Genomic DNA, 16,412 nt, shown 5'->3' on the forward strand with positions numbered 1-16,412 from the left:
TTGGGTTCCTGTTAGCGTTCACAGCGTGCCCCCGCCAGCGTAATGGCCTGGTTCAGGCTTTCCGGTGGTAAGTGATAGCTTGCACGGCACTGGGACTGTTTTCCGTCGCCCCACTGGATGAGCAGCTCACCTTCCAGCGGCAGCCCGCTGAGGTAAATCTGCCCGTCATCCCCCACCATGCTGGTGACGCCGCTTTGCGTTTCACGCACTACCGCGCCAAACGGCACGGGCTGGTCGCCGAGCGTGACGGTCAGCAGAGCGCGCACGCCAATACGGGTATCGAAGCTGGCGCGCACCAGCGCCCCTTTGGTCGGCACCACGCTGCTCACGTTATTTTCGATGTCGGTGTTGTTGCTCATGGTATTGGTGTCCAACGCCACGCGGTTGTAGCGGTAGACGGTGGCATACGGCATCACCGCGTAGCCTCGCCAGTCGGTTTTCACCCCGGTCTGGTTTTCAATACTGACGCCTGATGCCCCCGGCGCTTTGATCAGCACGTTGGTGTCGCCCAGCGGCTGGCTGAAGGTCACCCCGTCTGAATGCCCCACCACGCCGCCGGAAAGCTGCCAGTTGAGATCGTGCTGGTCGCGGGCGTAGTTGTAGCCCACGCCCAGCGTGCCGTAGGTCGCCTGCCAGTTGGCGCTGGCGCTGCCGCTTGCACCGTTATTGCTGGCGTGCCCCTGCGTGACGCTGTAGTTCAGGTTGCGGTCTTCGAGCAGTGTTCCGCTCACGCCGGTCTGCCAGCTGGTATCGCCGTCGCTGTTACGGCTGGCAGAGGCGGTAGCGTAGGCTCTGTCGATGGCGCTATCGCGGCGATAGCCGTGACGGGTAAACAGGCTGAACGGCACGGAGACGTTAAACGACGCAATCCGGTCCGTACCGTCGATCCCAACGGCCTTGTTCCACGACCAGGACACGGAGTAGTTGATCCCCTTCACGCCACCCGCATAGCCCAGCTGATACCAGACGTTAGATTCGCTGGTGCCCCAATAGCTCTGCTGGCTACCGGAGAGGTAAACCGAGCCGTAATCCCCCAGCGACTGGGAAATGTTGAGCTGGAAGCGCCCCTTTTTGTTCCACGTCAGGTTGTGATAACTCTGCACGTCCGGCACGCCGTCATCGTCCTGACCTTCGCCATACTGGTAACCTTCCATTGAGCGCCACGCCACATCGTCCAGTGTGTAGAACCCTTTGGTAGAGTAGCGATAGCCCAGCAGCTGGAAGTTGGTGCCGAAGCCGTTAAGGGATTTTGCGTAGAGAAAGCGCAGGGACTGCCCTTCATGGCGGCTGTCATCCGCGAGCTGGCTGCGAGCATGGGTGAGATCGAGCGAGACTGCCCCCCAGTCCCCGAGGTTTTTCCCGGCCCCGAGGGCAATCGCGGTATAGCGTGACGCCAGCTGCGTGCCACCGTACAGCGTATAGCCGTCGGCCAGGCCGGTAATGAGCGTTCCCTGAGCGAAGAACGGCGTGTCCTGCTCGCTGTTGCCGCTGCGGTAATCCCCCGCCACCAGGTCATATTTCCAGCGTCCTTCACGTTGCAGCAACGGCACGGTGGAGTAAGGCACGGTGTAACGCTGCTGGCTACCGTCCTTCTCTTCTACCGTTACCTCAAGATCGCCGCTTGATGAGGTCGGGTTGAGGTCGGTAATGGCAAACGCCCCAGGCTGGACATAGCTCTGGTAAATGACATAACCGTTCTGGCGGATCGCTACCTTGGCTGGCGTGCGGGCAATACCGCGCACGGTTGGCGCGTAGCCCTGCATGCTGTCCGGGTACATGCTGTCGGAGGAAAAGAGCCGCCCGCCGCGAAAGCCGACGCTGTCGAAAACATCATTACCGGTATTGCTGTCGCCCAGCACCAGCTCGCTTTTCAGCGGAATGACGGTGCGCTGAGCCCAGGTGCCAATATTCTGCCAGTTGCTGTGACGCTGACCGTTACTTTGGGTGTAACGCCACGCGCCGTTATTGCGTAATCGCCAGGCACCATAGTTCAGCCCGCTCTGCAGGTTCAGGTAATAGCTGTCGTCATCGCTGCCGCGGTTGCCGGTAAAGCTGTAATTCAACAGGGCGGCGGGAATGCCTTCATCCCACTGTTCAGGCGGAATGTAGCCCCGGGCGCTGTTTTGCATGGCCACCTGCGGCAGGCTAACGTTCAGGCGCAGTGACGCAAAGTTGAAGGCCGTTTCGCTGCCGGGAATAGCCGTCGTCATCGGAACGCAGGTCTCCCCCTGCATGTTTGCCAGTTCCGGGAACGCCGCGATGTTGACGCCGAAACGGTCGAGCATCGCGCGCGTAATGCACGGCGCTAACCCGCCCGCGACGGGTGGCGTGTTTTCGGCTTGTTCAAAACGCACGTCCTGCGTGCCGATAAACTCATCGTTGCGCCAGATGTCCACGCGATAGACGCCCGGTGCCTGCTGGTGTCCTTGTTCAAAACGCGACAAATCCGCCACGCTGGCGGCGTCGTCGGACAAAAAAGCCGGGTTGAAGTAGCTTTCGCTCCAGCCGGCGTGCGGCCAGAGCGTTGTCATCAATGCCAGTGCAACCGGGCAGTAACGCCATTGAGTGTTCATCGCCCTGACTCTGCTCACAGATTGACGCTACGCGCCGGAGTAATAGCGCCGTAATCATTGACGCTCTGCCAGGAGAGCGTGCCGCTGGCTGCGGTTGGCAGCACCTGCTGTGCGGAGTTTTTCGGCGCGACCATCAGGTTTTCCAGCGTCTGACCGCCAAGCTTCAGGTTGACCAGCGTGACGTAGTAGGGCGACGCATTGCTCACCTTCAGGTGGTTCCCGACGCGCTCAAAGCGCAGCTGGGAGAGCGCCTCTTCCGGTGGCATCGACAGGTTAGCCGGGCGCACAAACAGCTTGATGCGTGACAGAATGGCCAGCTGCAGCACGTTATTGTTCTCTGTTTTCGCCTTACTCACTGACGGAATTGCCTTCACGTTCATGTAAAAAAGCGATTCGCGATCGGCGGGCAGCGTCGGCCCGGCATAAATAATGCGCAGCGTGTTTTCGCTGTCCGGCTCGCTCACAAACAGCGGCGGCGTGACGGCGAAGGTTTTTTCTTTTTGCCCGCTGGCGTTTTCAATCCACGCGTTAATTAAATAACGCTCCTGCTTGTTACTGTTGGTGATCGCCAGCGATGTCTGTTTTGCATCTGCCGGATAAATCACGCGTGTCGCGCCCAGCGCAATTCCGCCGGATGCATTTGCACAGGCAGAAACCATCATCAAAATAAAAGATAAAAACAGTCCGGGTTTAATCAGGGTGTTCATCACAACCGTACCTTTAATAATGTGTTCGCAGGCGTCAGGGATAAATCAACGTAAACCAGACATCCGACTGAATATTGCCTGGCACGAGGTGTTCGGAAATCGCCCGGTAGCGAGCGCTGAAATGAAACGCCAGCTCGCGGGTATCAATGGGCAGCCAGCTGACCGCCGTGGCGTTCGGGATAATCTGACGTTGTTGTTCGTCGAAAAGCGCCAGCCCAACGCCGCTGCTGACAGGGGCTTCACCTGGCCGCGATGTCGCCAGGAAAACCTGCGGATCTTCTGCAGGGGTAGCGCCCTGAAACTGGATCCCCACGGTACGAGAAACGTCCACGCTGCAGTCGAGCAGCCGTACGGTGAAAGGCACGTTTACCGTGGAAAAACTGCCGACGCCGGAAAATGAGTTGGTGCGGTACTGCCCCATATCCACGCGCATATTCTGGCTATCAGGCGCCACGGCGCAGCCGCCGTTGACCAGTTCCCCTCTCAGGTGAACCTTGCCGCCGTCGATTACCACGGTATGTGCGTTTACCGCTGAGGCAATCGCAAGGGCAAAAAACAGTATCCCAGTCCTTGTCATCCTTCGTTCCCGGCATTAGCGATTAAAAGACCTCCTCCCTGAGGTCGACCACATCCCTGTACTCAGGCATTACTCGTATTTCATCACGAAGGTAGCGTCAGCGTTCGCCTGGCCTGGCTCGGTGGTCGCAGCAGTGGCTTTATAGCGCGCGGTGAAGTTCAGGGTGTTCGTGCCTTCAATCAGGTTCTGCGCGGCAGAGAAGGTGGCACCGTCTGGGGTCAGGACGCTGGATTTACTGTCGAGGATCTCGATACCCACGCCTTTCGCGGTGTTGTCGTTGTTGCCAGAGGTGACCGCCAGCAGGGTTTTATCCGTCGCGTCGATCTGACCGGTGAATGCCACCGCAGCGGTTTTCGCAACCAGCGGATCGCAATCGTTCAGTTCGATGGTGAACGGAATATTGGAGGTGGTGTCACCCACTTTGGTGAATTTCGCGGTACGGTACTGACCGAGATTAACCGTCTGCTCGGAAGAATCAGTATTTACTGAACACGCAGCATTCACTAATTCACCTTTGAAATGCACGGTACCGCCATTAACGGAAACAGGCGTTGTGGTATCTTCTGCATGAGCGGCACCCGCGACCAGGGCCAAAGTTGCAATAACAGTAGAAGCAATGTTGCTGAGTTTCATGTCTATTCCTTTAAAATGTAAATAACCCTTCCCGCGGATAATCGGGAATAAGAAATACGTTCAATTGATTAATTGAAAGCTTATTTCGGAGGAGACAAAGTAGCTCAGGAAACTATTTTAAAATATGTCAAAACACTGCCATTTTACCAGGTCACATCCTATTCCCGCCTAGGAAATTGACCATACCTTCCACAAGGTTTTGCGGCCCCGTGATGAAATCTCGCAAAGGGTGACTGACAGCGGCGCTCGCTTCTGACAAAATATAGGCAATCCCCCCTTTCAAACGTTACAGACGGAATCTTCTCTCTGATGGCAGCAAAGATTATTGACGGTAAAACGATTGCGCAGCAGGTGCGCTCTGAGGTCGCTGAAAAAGTGAAGGCGCGTAAAGCCGCCGGAAAACGCGCCCCCGGGCTGGCCGTTGTGCTGGTTGGCAGCAACCCGGCATCGCAGATTTATGTCGGCAGCAAACGCAAAGCGTGTGAAGAGGTGGGGTTCGTCTCCCGCTCTTACGATTTGCCTGAAACCACCAGCGAAGCGGAACTGCTGGAACTTATTGACACCCTGAATGCCGATAACGAGATCGACGGCATTCTGGTACAGCTGCCGCTGCCTGCGGGCATCGACAACGTGAAGGTGCTGGAACGTATCGCACCGGATAAAGACGTGGACGGTTTCCATCCGTACAACGTGGGTCGCCTGTGCCAGCGCGCGCCGCGTCTGCGCCCGTGTACGCCGCGCGGGATTGTGACGCTGCTGGAGCGTTATAACATCGACACCTACGGTCTGAACGCCGTGGTGATTGGTGCCTCTAACATCGTGGGCCGTCCGATGAGCATGGAGCTGCTGCTGGCCGGCTGCACCACCACCGTGACCCACCGCTTCACCAAAAACCTGCGTCACCACGTCGAAAATGCCGATCTGCTTATCGTCGCGGTCGGCAAGCCGGGCTTTATTCCGGGCGAGTGGATTAAAGAGGGTGCGATTGTTGTGGACGTGGGCATCAACCGTCTGGAAAACGGCAAAGTGGTCGGCGACGTGGTGTACGAAGATGCCGCGGCGCGTGCCTCATACATTACGCCGGTCCCGGGCGGCGTGGGCCCGATGACCGTTGCAACACTGATTCAGAATACTTTGCAGGCATGCGAAGAGTACCACGACGTAGAGGAAGCATAAGATGGCCACATTTTCATTAGGCAAACACCCGCACGTAGAGCTGTGCGATCTGCTCAAGCTGGAAGGCTGGAGCGAAAGCGGTGCGCAGGCCAAAATCGTTATCGCCGACGGGCGAGTGAAAGTCGACGGTGCGGTGGAAACCCGCAAGCGCTGCAAGATTGTCGCGGGTCAGACCGTGAGCTTTGAAGGTCAGAGCGTGACCGTGACGGCGTAAGCCGTTTGATGCCCGGTGGCGCTGCGCTTACCGGGCCTACGTACTCTCTCCGTTTGTAGGCCGGGTAAGGCGAAGCCGCCACCCGGCAATTTCTCTCACAATCCCCTCACAACCATCACGGTTAATTATCGATCAACTTCAAATAATCACTATTTCATCTGTTGAAAGGTGAGATTTCAGTTGCACGTTTTTCACTCTTTCCCCACGATAAGTAGAACGTTCTACTAAAACGTTCTACTTACAATAACAGCGCCAAAAAAGCGCTACTCGGGGGAAATCAGCATGAGTCTGATATCAGGGTTTGTTAAATCGCTGTCTAAGTTATCGATGATTGGTCGCGCCTTAATGCTGCCAATTTCACTGCTTCCCGCTGCGGGCCTGCTGCTGGCCTTCGGCGATAAGTTCCACCTGCCGCTGATGATGAATGCGGGCGGCGTTATCTTTGATAACCTGCCGATGCTGTTTGCCATCGGCTCTGCCGTGGGTCTGGCGTCGGAGTCCGGCATCGCGGCGCTCTCTGCGGCAGTGTCGGTGTTTGTCACCAATATCACCATCAGCACCGTGCTAAGCATCACGCCGGAAATGGCCTCTCAGGGCGGGAAATACGCCATGGTGGTCGGCATCCCGACGCTGCAGATGGGCGTCTTCGGCGGCCTGATCTGCGGTATTCTCGCGGCCTGGTGCTATAACCGCTTCCACACCATGCAGCTGCCGGAGTTCCTCGGCTTCTTCTCCGGTAAACGTTTTGTGGCGATTGCGACGGCGTTACTGTCGTTCCTGCTCGGTCTGCTGCTGCCGTACGTGTGGCAGCATATCCAGGCCGGTATCGACGCCCTCTCCGTGGTGGTGAACGGCGACAACCAGGCGGCCTCGACCTTTATCTTCGGTCTGGTGGAGCGCGCGCTGATCCCGCTCGGCCTGCACCACATCTGGTATCCGTCCTTCTGGTATTCGTTCGGGGATTACACCACCCAGGCGGGCCAGGTGATCCACGGCGACCAGACCATCTGGTTCAAGATGCTGGAAGAAGGGGTGAAATCTTTCAGCAGCGACACCTACCAGAACGCAGGCAAGTTCATGCAGGGCGAGTTCCCGCTGATGCTGTTTGCGCTGCCCGCGGCGTGCCTGGCGATGTACCACGAAGCGCACACGAAGAATAAGAAAATCGCGGCCGGTATTCTGTTCTCTGCGGCGCTGACCTGCTTCCTGACGGGTATTACGGAACCGGTTGAGTTCACCTTTATCTTCGTGGCGCCGATCCTGTACGTCTTCAACGCCATCATGGCGGGCCTGGCGTACATGACCATGTACCTGCTGCATGCGCACATCGCCAAGTCGTTCTCGGCAGGCTTTATCGACTACCTGTCTTTCGGGATCCTGCCGTCGTTTAACGGCTACCAGACCAACTTCCTGAGCGCCGTTATCATCGGTATCCCAATGGGGCTGATTTACTACTTTACCTTCCGCTTTGTGATCCGCCGTTTCGACGTGAAAACGCCGGGCCGTACCGAAGTGACCGCCAGTGCGAATGACAAGTCCGATTCCGAACTTGCCACCGAAATCATCAGCCTGCTGGGCGGCGCGCAGAATATCGATTCGGTTGGCTCCTGTATCACCCGCCTGCGTCTGGAAGTGGCAAAAAGCGACGCGGTAGATAAAGACGGTCTTAACGGACTCGGTGCGCGCGGCGTGGTCTTCGTCGGCGACAACGGTATACAGGTGATTTTCGGTGCCAGAGCACAGTTTATCGCCCAGACCATGTCCACCATGATCGGCAAATAATAAGATGCCTGAAAGACACGTCTCCTGTACGCTGGGAGACGTGTCTTATCTGGCTGATTATCGGTAAATTTCAGGGAGCGGTTTTGAAGAAAGTCAGCATCATTGATGTCGCAAAGCACGCGGGCGTGTCGGTCTCTACCGTCTCGCTGGTGCTACGCCAGAAAGGGAAAATCTCAGAGGCGACGATCGGGAAGGTCAATGCCGCCATCACGACGCTCGGCTATGTTCATAACGTCGCCGCTGCCAACCTTCGCGCCAACACCTCCAATCTTATCGGTCTGATCCTGCGCGACTTCAGCGACAGCTTTTCCATCAAGGTGATGGCAAGCATTGTTCAGGAACTGGAGAAGCAGGGATACATGGTTTTTCTCGGCCAGCCGCTGAACGACCGGGAACATCTGGAACGTACCCTGCTGTCGTTTAAGCAGCAGGGTGTCGCAGGCGTCATTTATCTCGCGTCTGACACCCGCACCTCTGCTCTGCCGGAGCAAATTCGCCAGTGTCCGCTGCCGCTGGTAGTGGTCTCGCAGTCCCTGCTCGATGAAAAATGCAATCTGGTAATGCGCGACAACCGCCAGGCCGCGAACCTGGCCGCGCGCTATCTTATCGAGCGCGGACACCGCACGATCGCCTATATTGGCGGACGCGAGGGCTGCCTTATCCGCGAGCAGCGCCTGCTCGGTTTTCGCAGCGCGATGACGCAAAGCGGACTGGTCTGGCGCGATGACTATTCACCGGCCTGCAGCGACGACACGCAGGCCGCCGCGATGGCGACTCGCCAACTGCTGGAAAAAAATAACGCCATCACCGCCCTGCTCTGCCATTCGCCGGATGCCATGATCGGCTCTATCTCCGGCATTCATCAGGTGGGTCGCACCGTGGGGAAAGATGTGTTCTTAACTCAGCAGGTGGCGCTGATCGGTTTTGAAGATATGCTTCACGTTAACCTCACATCACCGTCATTCACCTACGTCTCCTCGGCCAGTGACGAAACCGGGCGTCAGGCGGCGGGGCTGATAATCCGCAAGCTGAAAGAGCCGGACTTGCAAACCCAGCGCATTACCCTCTCCGGGCAGCTTATCGCGCGCGAATCGGCGTAAAATCAGAATTTAGCACAGGTTTGTAAACGCGAATTCGCTGCTATATTTCCATGATTTGCCATGGATAATCGCAATGCCTACCGTTATTACGCACGCCGCTGTTCCGCTTTGCCTGGGCTTAGGTCTGGGAACTAAAGTCATCCCTCCCCGCCTGCTGTTTGCCGGTATCCTGCTCGCCATGCTGCCCGACGCTGACGTGCTGGCGTTTAAATTCGGCGTCGCCTACGGCAATATTTTTGGCCATCGCGGCTTTACCCACTCCCTGCTGTTCGCCTTTGTAGTGCCAATACTTTGCGTGCTGATTGGCAGACGATGGTTCCGGGCCAGCCTGACGCGCTGCTGGCTGTTTTTGACGGTGTCATTGCTGTCGCACAGCCTGCTGGATTCGATCACCACCGGCGGGAAAGGCGTCGGCTGGCTGTGGCCGTGGTCGGATGAACGTTTCTTTGCGCCGTGGCAGGTGATCAAGGTCGCGCCGTTTGCGCTGTCGCGCTACACCACGCCGTACGGGCATCAGGTAATCATTTCAGAACTGCTGTGGGTGTGGCTGCCGGGAGTCGTGCTGATGGGATTGTTGTGGTGGAGACGGCGGTAAAAGAAAGCCGGGTGGCGGCTACGCCTTACCCGGCCTACGGTCGTTATTTTGTAGGCCCGGTAAGCGTAAGCGCCACCGGGCGTTACAGACTTACTTACGACGCCAGGTCGTCCCCTGCGGGCCGTCTTCCAGAATGATGCCCATCTCGGTCAGACGGTTGCGCGCCGCATCCGCCGCCGCCCAGTCTTTCGCCTGACGCGCTTCCAGACGCGCCTTAATCAGCGCTTCAATCTCCGCCACTTCGCCGTCGTCCGCCTGCGCGCCGCTCTGCAGGAACGCGTCCGGCTCCTGCTCCAGCAGGCCGAGCACGGAAGAGAGCTTACGCAAATGGGACGCCAGCGCATTCGCCGCGGCCATATCTTCTGACTTCAGGCGGTTCACTTCGCGCGCCATGTCGAACAGCACGGAGTAGGCTTCCGGGGTGTTGAAGTCGTCGTTCATCACCTCAACGAAGCGCGCTTCGAACGCCTCACCGCCTGCCGCAGGAACAGACCTGTCGGTACCGCGCAGCGCGGTGTAAAGACGCTCCAGCGCCGAGCGCGCCTGTTTCAGGTTCTCTTCGCTGTAGTTCAACTGGCTGCGATAGTGGCCGGACATCAGGAAGTAGCGCACGGTTTCCGCGTCGTAGTACTTCAGCACGTCGCGCACGGTGAAGAAGTTGCCCAGCGATTTCGACATCTTCTCGCGGTCAACCATTACCATCCCGGAGTGCATCCAGTAGTTAACGTACTCGCCGCCGTGGGCGCAGGTGGACTGCGCGATTTCGTTTTCGTGGTGCGGGAACATCAGGTCTGAACCGCCGCCGTGAATGTCGAAATGTTTGCCCAGCTGTTTGCAGTTCATTGCCGAACATTCAATGTGCCAGCCCGGACGGCCTTCGCCCCACGGGGATGGCCAGCTTGGTTCACCCTCTTTGGACATTTTCCACAGCACGAAGTCCATCGGGTTACGCTTCACGTCAACCACGTCAACGCGCGCGCCGGCCTGGAGCTGGTCCAGATCCTGACGGGAAAGCGCGCCGTAGGTTGGGTCCGTCGGCACGGAGAACATCACGTCGCCGTTTTCTGCCACATAGGCGTGACCGCGCGCGATCAGCTTCTCGGTGATGTCGATAATTTCATGAATATGGTGGGTCGCGCGCGGCTCGCTGTCCGGACGCAGAATGTTTAAGGCGTCGAAATCTTTGTGCATTTCAACGATCATACGATCCACCAGCGCAACGAAGCTTTCGCCGTTTTCATTAGCGCGCTTGATGATTTTGTCGTCGATATCGGTGATGTTACGCACATATTTCAGCGTATAGCCCAGGAAGCGCAGGTAGCGGGACACCACGTCGAAAGCGACGAAGGTACGGCCATGGCCGATGTGACAGAGATCGTAAACCGTAATACCACACACGTACATGCCGACTTCCCCGGCATGGATAGGTTTAAATTCCTCTTTTTGGCGCGTCATTGTATTAAAGATTTTTAACATCGAAGATTCCATGTAAACACGTGTGTGGACGAAAACCGGGTATTCTACCCGTAATTCAAACCCGAAGCAGCACACAATGCAAGGTGATCGCATCCTGTGGTTATGCTATAACAAGCCCCTATAGATGACCCGAACGCGGGTCGACGTACCACAATAACGGAACAGGATGCAAAAATGGTTACTTTCCACACTAATCATGGCGATATCGTAATCAAGACCTTTGATGACAAAGCGCCTGAAACAGTTAAAAACTTCCTGGACTACTGCCGCGAAGGTTTCTACAACAACACCATTTTCCACCGCGTGATCAACGGCTTTATGATCCAGGGCGGCGGTTTTGAACCTGGCATGAACCAGAAAGAGACCAAAGAAGCGATCAAAAACGAAGCGAACAACGGTCTGAAAAACACCCGCGGTACGCTGGCGATGGCCCGTACTCAGGCACCACACTCTGCAACCGCGCAGTTCTTCATCAACGTGGCTGACAACGACTTCCTGAACTTCTCCGGCGAAAGCCTGCAGGGTTGGGGCTACTGCGTATTCGCAGAAGTGGTTGAAGGTATGGACGTGGTTGACAAGATCAAAGCCGTCTCTACTGGCCGCAGCGGTATGCACCAGGACGTTCCTAAAGAAGACGTTGTGATTACAAGCGTGACCGTCAGCGAGTAATTCGTGGCGACACTCTTTATTGCGGATCTGCATCTGCAAACGGAAGAACCGGCGATCACCGCCGGTTTTCTGCGTTTTTTACGCGGTGAAGCGAAAAGCGCCGACGCGCTGTACATCCTGGGCGACCTCTTTGAAGCCTGGATTGGCGACGACGACCCTAACCCGCTGCACCGTGAAATGGCAGCCGCCATTCGCGCGCTGGTAGATTCCGGCGTCCCCTGCTACTTCATTCACGGCAACCGTGACTTCCTGATAGGCCAGCGCTACGCCCGCGAAAGCGGCATGACGCTGCTGCCGGAAGAGCAGGTGCTCGACCTGTATGGCCGCAACGTCCTGATCATGCACGGCGACACGCTCTGCACCGATGATACCGGCTACCTGGCGTTTCGCGCTAAGGTCCATACACCGTGGATCCAGACGCTATTCCTCGCCCTGCCGCTGTTTATCCGCAACCGCATCGCCGCAAGAATGCGCGCGGGCAGCAAGGCCGCCAACAGCAGCAAATCCATGACCATCATGGACGTGAACCCGCAGGCGGTCGTGAACGTGATGGAGAAGCATCACGTCCAGTGGCTTATCCACGGCCATACCCATCGTCCTGACGTGCATTCCCTTACCGCCAACGGCGAACCCGCCCACCGCGTGGTATTAGGTGCCTGGCACACTGAGGGATCGATGGTCAAAGTCACCCCAGAAGGTGTCGAACTGATCGCGTTTCCGTTTTAACCTTTTCTCGTCGCTTCGCTTATTTCTCAGCCACGCAACCGTTTTCCTTGCCCGTATAACATGCTATTCTCTGTGCCCTCGAAAGCAGTGTGTTTCGCACCACAGGAGTTTTAAGACGCATGTCTTCCCGCAATAATCCGGCGCGAGTCGCCATCGTGATGGGGTCCAAAAGCGACTGGGCTACCATGCAGTTCGCCGCCGAAATCTTTGAAATCCTGAATGTTCCGCACCACGTCGAAGTGGTCTCCGCGCACCGTACCCCGGACAAACTGTTCAGCTTCGCCGAAAGCGCCGAAGAGAACGGCTACGAGGTGATTATTGCCGGTGCGGGCGGCGCAGCACATCTGCCAGGCATGATTGCCGCCAAAACCCTGGTGCCGGTTCTGGGCGTCCCGGTACAAAGCGCCGCGTTAAGCGGTGTGGATAGCCTCTACTCCATCGTCCAGATGCCGCGCGGTATTCCGGTCGGCACGCTGGCGATTGGCAAAGCGGGTGCGGCAAACGCAGCCCTGCTTGCAGCCCAAATCCTGGCGACTCACGATAAAGACCTGCACCAGCGTCTGGCCGAATGGCGTAAAGCCCAGACCGACGAGGTGCTGGACAATCCGGACCCGCGGGGTGCGGCATGAAGCAGGTTTGCGTCCTCGGTAACGGCCAGTTAGGCCGCATGCTGCGTCAGGCCGGTGAGCCGCTGGGTATTGCCGTCTGGCCCGTCGGGCTGGATGCTGAACCTGAAGCCGTACCGTTCCACCAGAGCGTGATCACCGCCGAGATCGAACGTTGGCCGGAAACCGCGCTGACCCGCGAGCTGGCGCGTCATAACGCCTTCGTTAACCGCGACGTGTTCCCTGTCATCGCCGACCGTCTGACGCAAAAGCAGCTGTTCGACAAGCTCGGCCTGGCAACCGCACCGTGGCAGCTCCTGTCCGATAAAAGCGAGTGGAATGACGTCTTCGCGATGCTGGGCGAGCTGGCGATCGTGAAGCGCCGCGTGGGCGGCTACGACGGCCGCGGCCAGTGGCGTTTACGCGCAGACGACACCGCCGAGCTGCCGGACGACTGCTACGGCGAGTGCATCGTTGAGCAGGGCATTAACTTCAGCGGTGAAGTGTCCCTGGTGGGCGCGCGCGGGCATGACGGGCACACCGTTTTTTACCCGCTAACGCATAACCTGCATCAGGACGGCATTCTGCGCACCAGCGTCGCCTTCCCGCACGCCAATGCTGACCAGCAGGCGCAGGCGGAAGAGATGCTCTCAGCCATCATGCACGAACTGGGCTATGTCGGCGTGATGGCGATGGAGTGCTTTATCACCCCGTCCGGCCTGCTGATTAACGAGCTGGCACCGCGCGTGCACAACAGCGGCCACTGGACGCAAAACGGCGCGTCCATCAGCCAGTTCGAGCTGCACCTGCGCGCGATCACCGACCTGCCGCTGCCGCAGCCGGTGGTGAACAGCCCGTCGGTGATGATCAACCTGATCGGCACCGATCTGAACTACGACTGGCTGAAGCTACCGCTGGTGCATCTGCACTGGTATGACAAAGAGGTTCGCGCAGGCCGTAAGGTCGGTCACCTGAACCTGAACGACAGTGATACCGATCGCCTGAGCGCCACGCTGGAAGCGATGATCCCTCTCCTGCCGCCGGAATACGCGAGCGGAATTGTCTGGGCACAGTCAAAGCTCAGGTAAGACATCTACGCCGGGGAGTTGACCTTCCCCTTCCCCGGCGTACAATCCCCGCCCATTGCTGCTGAGTTTTCTTCTGGAATAACCATGAACGATGGAACGGACTATCGCGCGATCCTCGCGTCTGATACCCCTTTAATCGACGTTCGCGCGCCGATCGAATTCGCCCAGGGCGCGATGCCTGCGGCGTTTAACCTGCCTTTAATGAACGACGATGAGCGCGCCGCCGTTGGCACCTGCTATAAGCGCCAGGGCCCCGAGGCCGCACTGGCGCTTGGCCATAGTCTGGTGAATGGCGAGACGCGTGAGGCACGTATCAACGCCTGGCGCGAGGCCAGTCTTGCCCATCCTGAGGGCTATCTCTGCTGCGCGCGCGGCGGCCAGCGCTCGCATATCTCACAGGCCTGGCTGAAAGAGGCGGGTGTCGACTACCCGCTGATCCGCGGCGGCTATAAGGCCCTGCGTCAGACGGCGATTCAGGTGACCCTCGAGCAGTCGCAAAAGCCGATGGTGCTTATCGGCGGCTGCACCGGGAACGGTAAAACCCTGCTGGTGAAGCAGCACGCACAGGGTATCGATCTGGAAGGGCTGGCGCACCACCGCGGTTCGTCGTTTGGCCGCACGCTCACGCCGCAGCTTTCCCAGGCCAGCTTTGAAAACCACCTTGCGGTTGAGCTGCTGAAAAAAGACGCCGCGCGCTGGGTGCTGGAAGACGAGGGCCGAATGATTGGCTCCAACCACCTGCCGGAGTGCCTGCGCGACCGCATGGTTGAAGCCCCTATCGTTGTCGTCGAAGACCCGTTTGACGTCCGCCTTGAGCGCCTTCGCGAAGAGTATTTCGACCATATGTGGGCGGATTTTTCCGCTGCCTACGGTGAAGAAGCGGGCTGGAAGGAGTACAGCGAGTATCTGCATCACGGCCTGTTCGCCATTCGCCGCCGTCTGGGGCTGCAGCGGTATGCAGAATTCACCGCGCTGTTAGATTCCGCGCTGCTGGAACAGCAACGCACTGGCAGCACGGACGCGCACTTCAGCTGGCTTGCGCCGCTGCTGAAGGACTATTACGACCCGATGTACGGCTATCAGCTGGAGAAGAAGGCGGAGAAGATTGTGTATCGCGGGACGTACGGCGAGGTTGCTGACTGGCTTGATCGCTGAAACAAAGCCGGGTGGCGGCTACGCCTTACCCGGCTTACGTGTGCTTTTGTAGCCCCGGTAAGCGCAGCGCCACCGGGGAACAGACGGCTTAGAAGTCGTAGCGCAGACGCACCAGGTTCATGTCGCCCAGGTTGTCGGTGCTGGAGGTGAACACGTGTTCGTAATCCACGCGGAAACCGTAGTCCAGCTGGAAGCTGATACCCACGCCGTTATCGATGCGCTGGTAGTTACGACCGTTCACGTACTCAATGCGGTCGCCCATGAAGTAAGGCTGGATGGATTTAACCGCATACTGACCGATTGGGAACTTATAGCCCGCAAAGTATTCAATACCCCATGCATCACCGGCGAAGTAGTCGTTAACCGACACTTTTTTGGTGGTCAGGAAGTTCTGGTACCAGCCGCCGCCTGCGGAGAAGGTCCAATTGTTCGGGGTCCAGCTCAGCGCGGTACCGAGAATGTTCTGGTCGTAGGTTTTGCTGTCGCCGTTGTCCGGGTTACGCATGTCCGCACGGGTGTAGTTCCACGCGGCGCCCCAGGTCAGATCGGTGGTCAGGTGATAATCCAGACCCAGTGAACCGCCGCCTTTACGCTTGTAGCGCAGGCCGTTGCCCGGCAGGTATTCGCTGTCTTCAAACAGGTAAGATGCGTAGATGTCAGCATCGCCCACGGTTTTCTTATATTTCAGCATCTGGCGTGAACGATAAGAACCGTCGTAATCGCCGTTGATACCGTTACCCGGAGCCTGGCCGATCATGTCGTAGTCCCAGATATCGGTTTTCGCGCCCACCACATCATAGTAAACGCTGTTCTGTTGACCGAAGGTCAGCGTACCCCAGGTGTCGCTCTTCAGACCGGTGTAGAGCATACGACGCGTGGTGTCGTGTGCGCCGTCGGCGTAGTGGTGATCCCAGTTGAACTGCGCAGGAATATTCACACCCAGCTCGTAGTAGCTGATCCAGCTGATGTCATCAAACAGATAGTAATCTGCTGCGAAACGGAAACGGGTGCCGCCGTCGAAGCCGTTACGCTTATAGCTGTTTTTACCGTCGTCGCCGGTCATGTTCTGGAACTGAGGACGAATACTGCCGCCAACGGTGAAGTTCAGACGGCTCAGCGGGTTACCTGCCTGTGGGTCTTGCTTAAGAACGGTGATTTCCGCCTGAGAAGCGAAGGACGTCAATGCCACTGCCGCGCCGATCGTTGCCGCCAGCGCTGATTTTTTTATAGTCATTATTTTTCCTTAATAGACACGCTGCTAAATATTTAGCGGATGAATATTAACTGGAAATAAACGGGCTGTGTCGGCGGGTTTTTAATGTTTTGTGCTACTAAA

General features: G+C 57.7%; 16 protein-coding genes. 10 read left to right on the forward strand and 6 right to left on the reverse strand.

Going from position 1 to position 16,412, the window contains the following annotated elements; translation table 11 throughout:
- Positions 1-11 precede the first annotated feature (11 nt).
- From AC2T6E_RS07715 to fimA, 4 genes are all read right to left on the reverse strand, one after another.
- A complete protein-coding gene (locus tag AC2T6E_RS07715) occupies positions 12-2,573 on the reverse strand; it encodes a fimbrial biogenesis usher protein (RefSeq protein ID WP_486691137.1) in 2,562 nt (853 codons plus the stop codon).
- A 14-nt stretch (positions 2,574-2,587) separates the two neighbouring features.
- On the reverse strand, positions 2,588-3,280 hold the full coding sequence (fimC, locus tag AC2T6E_RS07720; protein WP_010428263.1) for a type 1 fimbria chaperone FimC: 693 nt from the start codon (positions 3,278-3,280) through the stop codon (positions 2,588-2,590).
- A gap of 34 nt (positions 3,281-3,314) precedes the next feature.
- Positions 3,315-3,857: a type 1 fimbrial protein subunit FimI gene (fimI, locus tag AC2T6E_RS07725; protein ID WP_010428261.1), complete on the reverse strand. Its 543-nt coding sequence runs from the start codon at positions 3,855-3,857 to the stop codon at positions 3,315-3,317.
- A 69-nt stretch (positions 3,858-3,926) separates the two neighbouring features.
- Positions 3,927-4,490 (reverse strand): type 1 fimbrial major subunit FimA, encoded by a 564-nt coding sequence (gene fimA / locus AC2T6E_RS07730; protein WP_089599404.1) that lies wholly within the window; start codon positions 4,488-4,490, stop codon positions 3,927-3,929.
- A gap of 309 nt (positions 4,491-4,799) precedes the next feature.
- Between fimA and folD the strand changes: the two genes are divergently transcribed.
- The 5 genes from folD (at position 4,800) to AC2T6E_RS07755 (ending at position 9,357) form a co-directional block, all read left to right on the forward strand.
- The gene (gene folD, locus AC2T6E_RS07735; RefSeq protein WP_126815785.1) at positions 4,800-5,666 is read left to right on the forward strand and encodes a bifunctional methylenetetrahydrofolate dehydrogenase/methenyltetrahydrofolate cyclohydrolase FolD; all 867 of its coding nucleotides are present in this window, start codon (positions 4,800-4,802) and stop codon (positions 5,664-5,666) included.
- Between the two features lies 1 nt (position 5,667).
- Entirely contained in the window at positions 5,668-5,880 is a 213-nt protein-coding gene (ybcJ, locus tag AC2T6E_RS07740; protein WP_010428256.1) for a ribosome-associated protein YbcJ, read from the forward strand.
- A 282-nt stretch (positions 5,881-6,162) separates the two neighbouring features.
- Positions 6,163-7,662 carry a PTS transporter subunit EIIC gene (locus tag AC2T6E_RS07745; protein WP_089599406.1) on the forward strand — a complete coding sequence of 500 codons (1,500 nt, stop codon included), beginning with the start codon at positions 6,163-6,165 and terminating at the stop codon, positions 7,660-7,662.
- Between the two features lie 83 nt (positions 7,663-7,745).
- Entirely contained in the window at positions 7,746-8,762 is a 1,017-nt protein-coding gene (gene malI, locus AC2T6E_RS07750) for a Mal regulon transcriptional regulator MalI (protein WP_010428250.1), read from the forward strand.
- Positions 8,763-8,835: 73 nt separating this feature from the next.
- Entirely contained in the window at positions 8,836-9,357 is a 522-nt protein-coding gene (locus tag AC2T6E_RS07755; protein ID WP_211446125.1) for a metal-dependent hydrolase, read from the forward strand.
- Positions 9,358-9,447: 90 nt separating this feature from the next.
- Here AC2T6E_RS07755 and cysS read toward each other — a convergent pair whose 3' ends face one another.
- Positions 9,448-10,833: a cysteine--tRNA ligase gene (gene cysS, locus AC2T6E_RS07760; RefSeq protein ID WP_126815782.1), complete on the reverse strand. Its 1,386-nt coding sequence runs from the start codon at positions 10,831-10,833 to the stop codon at positions 9,448-9,450.
- A 174-nt stretch (positions 10,834-11,007) separates the two neighbouring features.
- Between cysS and ppiB the strand changes: the two genes are divergently transcribed.
- The 5 genes from ppiB (at position 11,008) to mnmH (ending at position 15,076) form a co-directional block, all read left to right on the forward strand.
- Complete coding sequence (gene ppiB, locus AC2T6E_RS07765) at positions 11,008-11,502, forward strand: peptidylprolyl isomerase B (RefSeq protein ID WP_010428247.1); 495 nt, start codon at positions 11,008-11,010, stop codon at positions 11,500-11,502.
- 3 nt (positions 11,503-11,505) lie between these two features.
- Entirely contained in the window at positions 11,506-12,228 is a 723-nt protein-coding gene (gene lpxH / locus AC2T6E_RS07770) for a UDP-2,3-diacylglucosamine diphosphatase (protein ID WP_108415749.1), read from the forward strand.
- 119 nt (positions 12,229-12,347) lie between these two features.
- Positions 12,348-12,857: a 5-(carboxyamino)imidazole ribonucleotide mutase gene (gene purE, locus AC2T6E_RS07775; protein ID WP_006809824.1), complete on the forward strand. Its 510-nt coding sequence runs from the start codon at positions 12,348-12,350 to the stop codon at positions 12,855-12,857.
- On the forward strand, positions 12,854-13,921 hold the full coding sequence (purK, locus tag AC2T6E_RS07780; RefSeq protein WP_212474131.1) for a 5-(carboxyamino)imidazole ribonucleotide synthase: 1,068 nt from the start codon (positions 12,854-12,856) through the stop codon (positions 13,919-13,921). Before purE ends, purK begins: the two co-directional genes overlap by 4 nt.
- An 84-nt stretch (positions 13,922-14,005) precedes the next feature.
- Entirely contained in the window at positions 14,006-15,076 is a 1,071-nt protein-coding gene (gene mnmH / locus AC2T6E_RS07785) for a tRNA 2-selenouridine(34) synthase MnmH (protein WP_486691147.1), read from the forward strand.
- An 88-nt stretch (positions 15,077-15,164) separates the two neighbouring features.
- Here the strand turns inward: mnmH and AC2T6E_RS07790 are convergent, their stop codons facing one another.
- Positions 15,165-16,310, reverse strand: a complete 1,146-nt coding sequence (locus tag AC2T6E_RS07790) for a porin (protein ID WP_486691149.1) — start codon at positions 16,308-16,310, stop codon at positions 15,165-15,167.
- Between the last annotated feature and the right edge of the window lie 102 nt (positions 16,311-16,412).

This window comes from Enterobacter sp. B79-1, assembly GCF_057444735.1.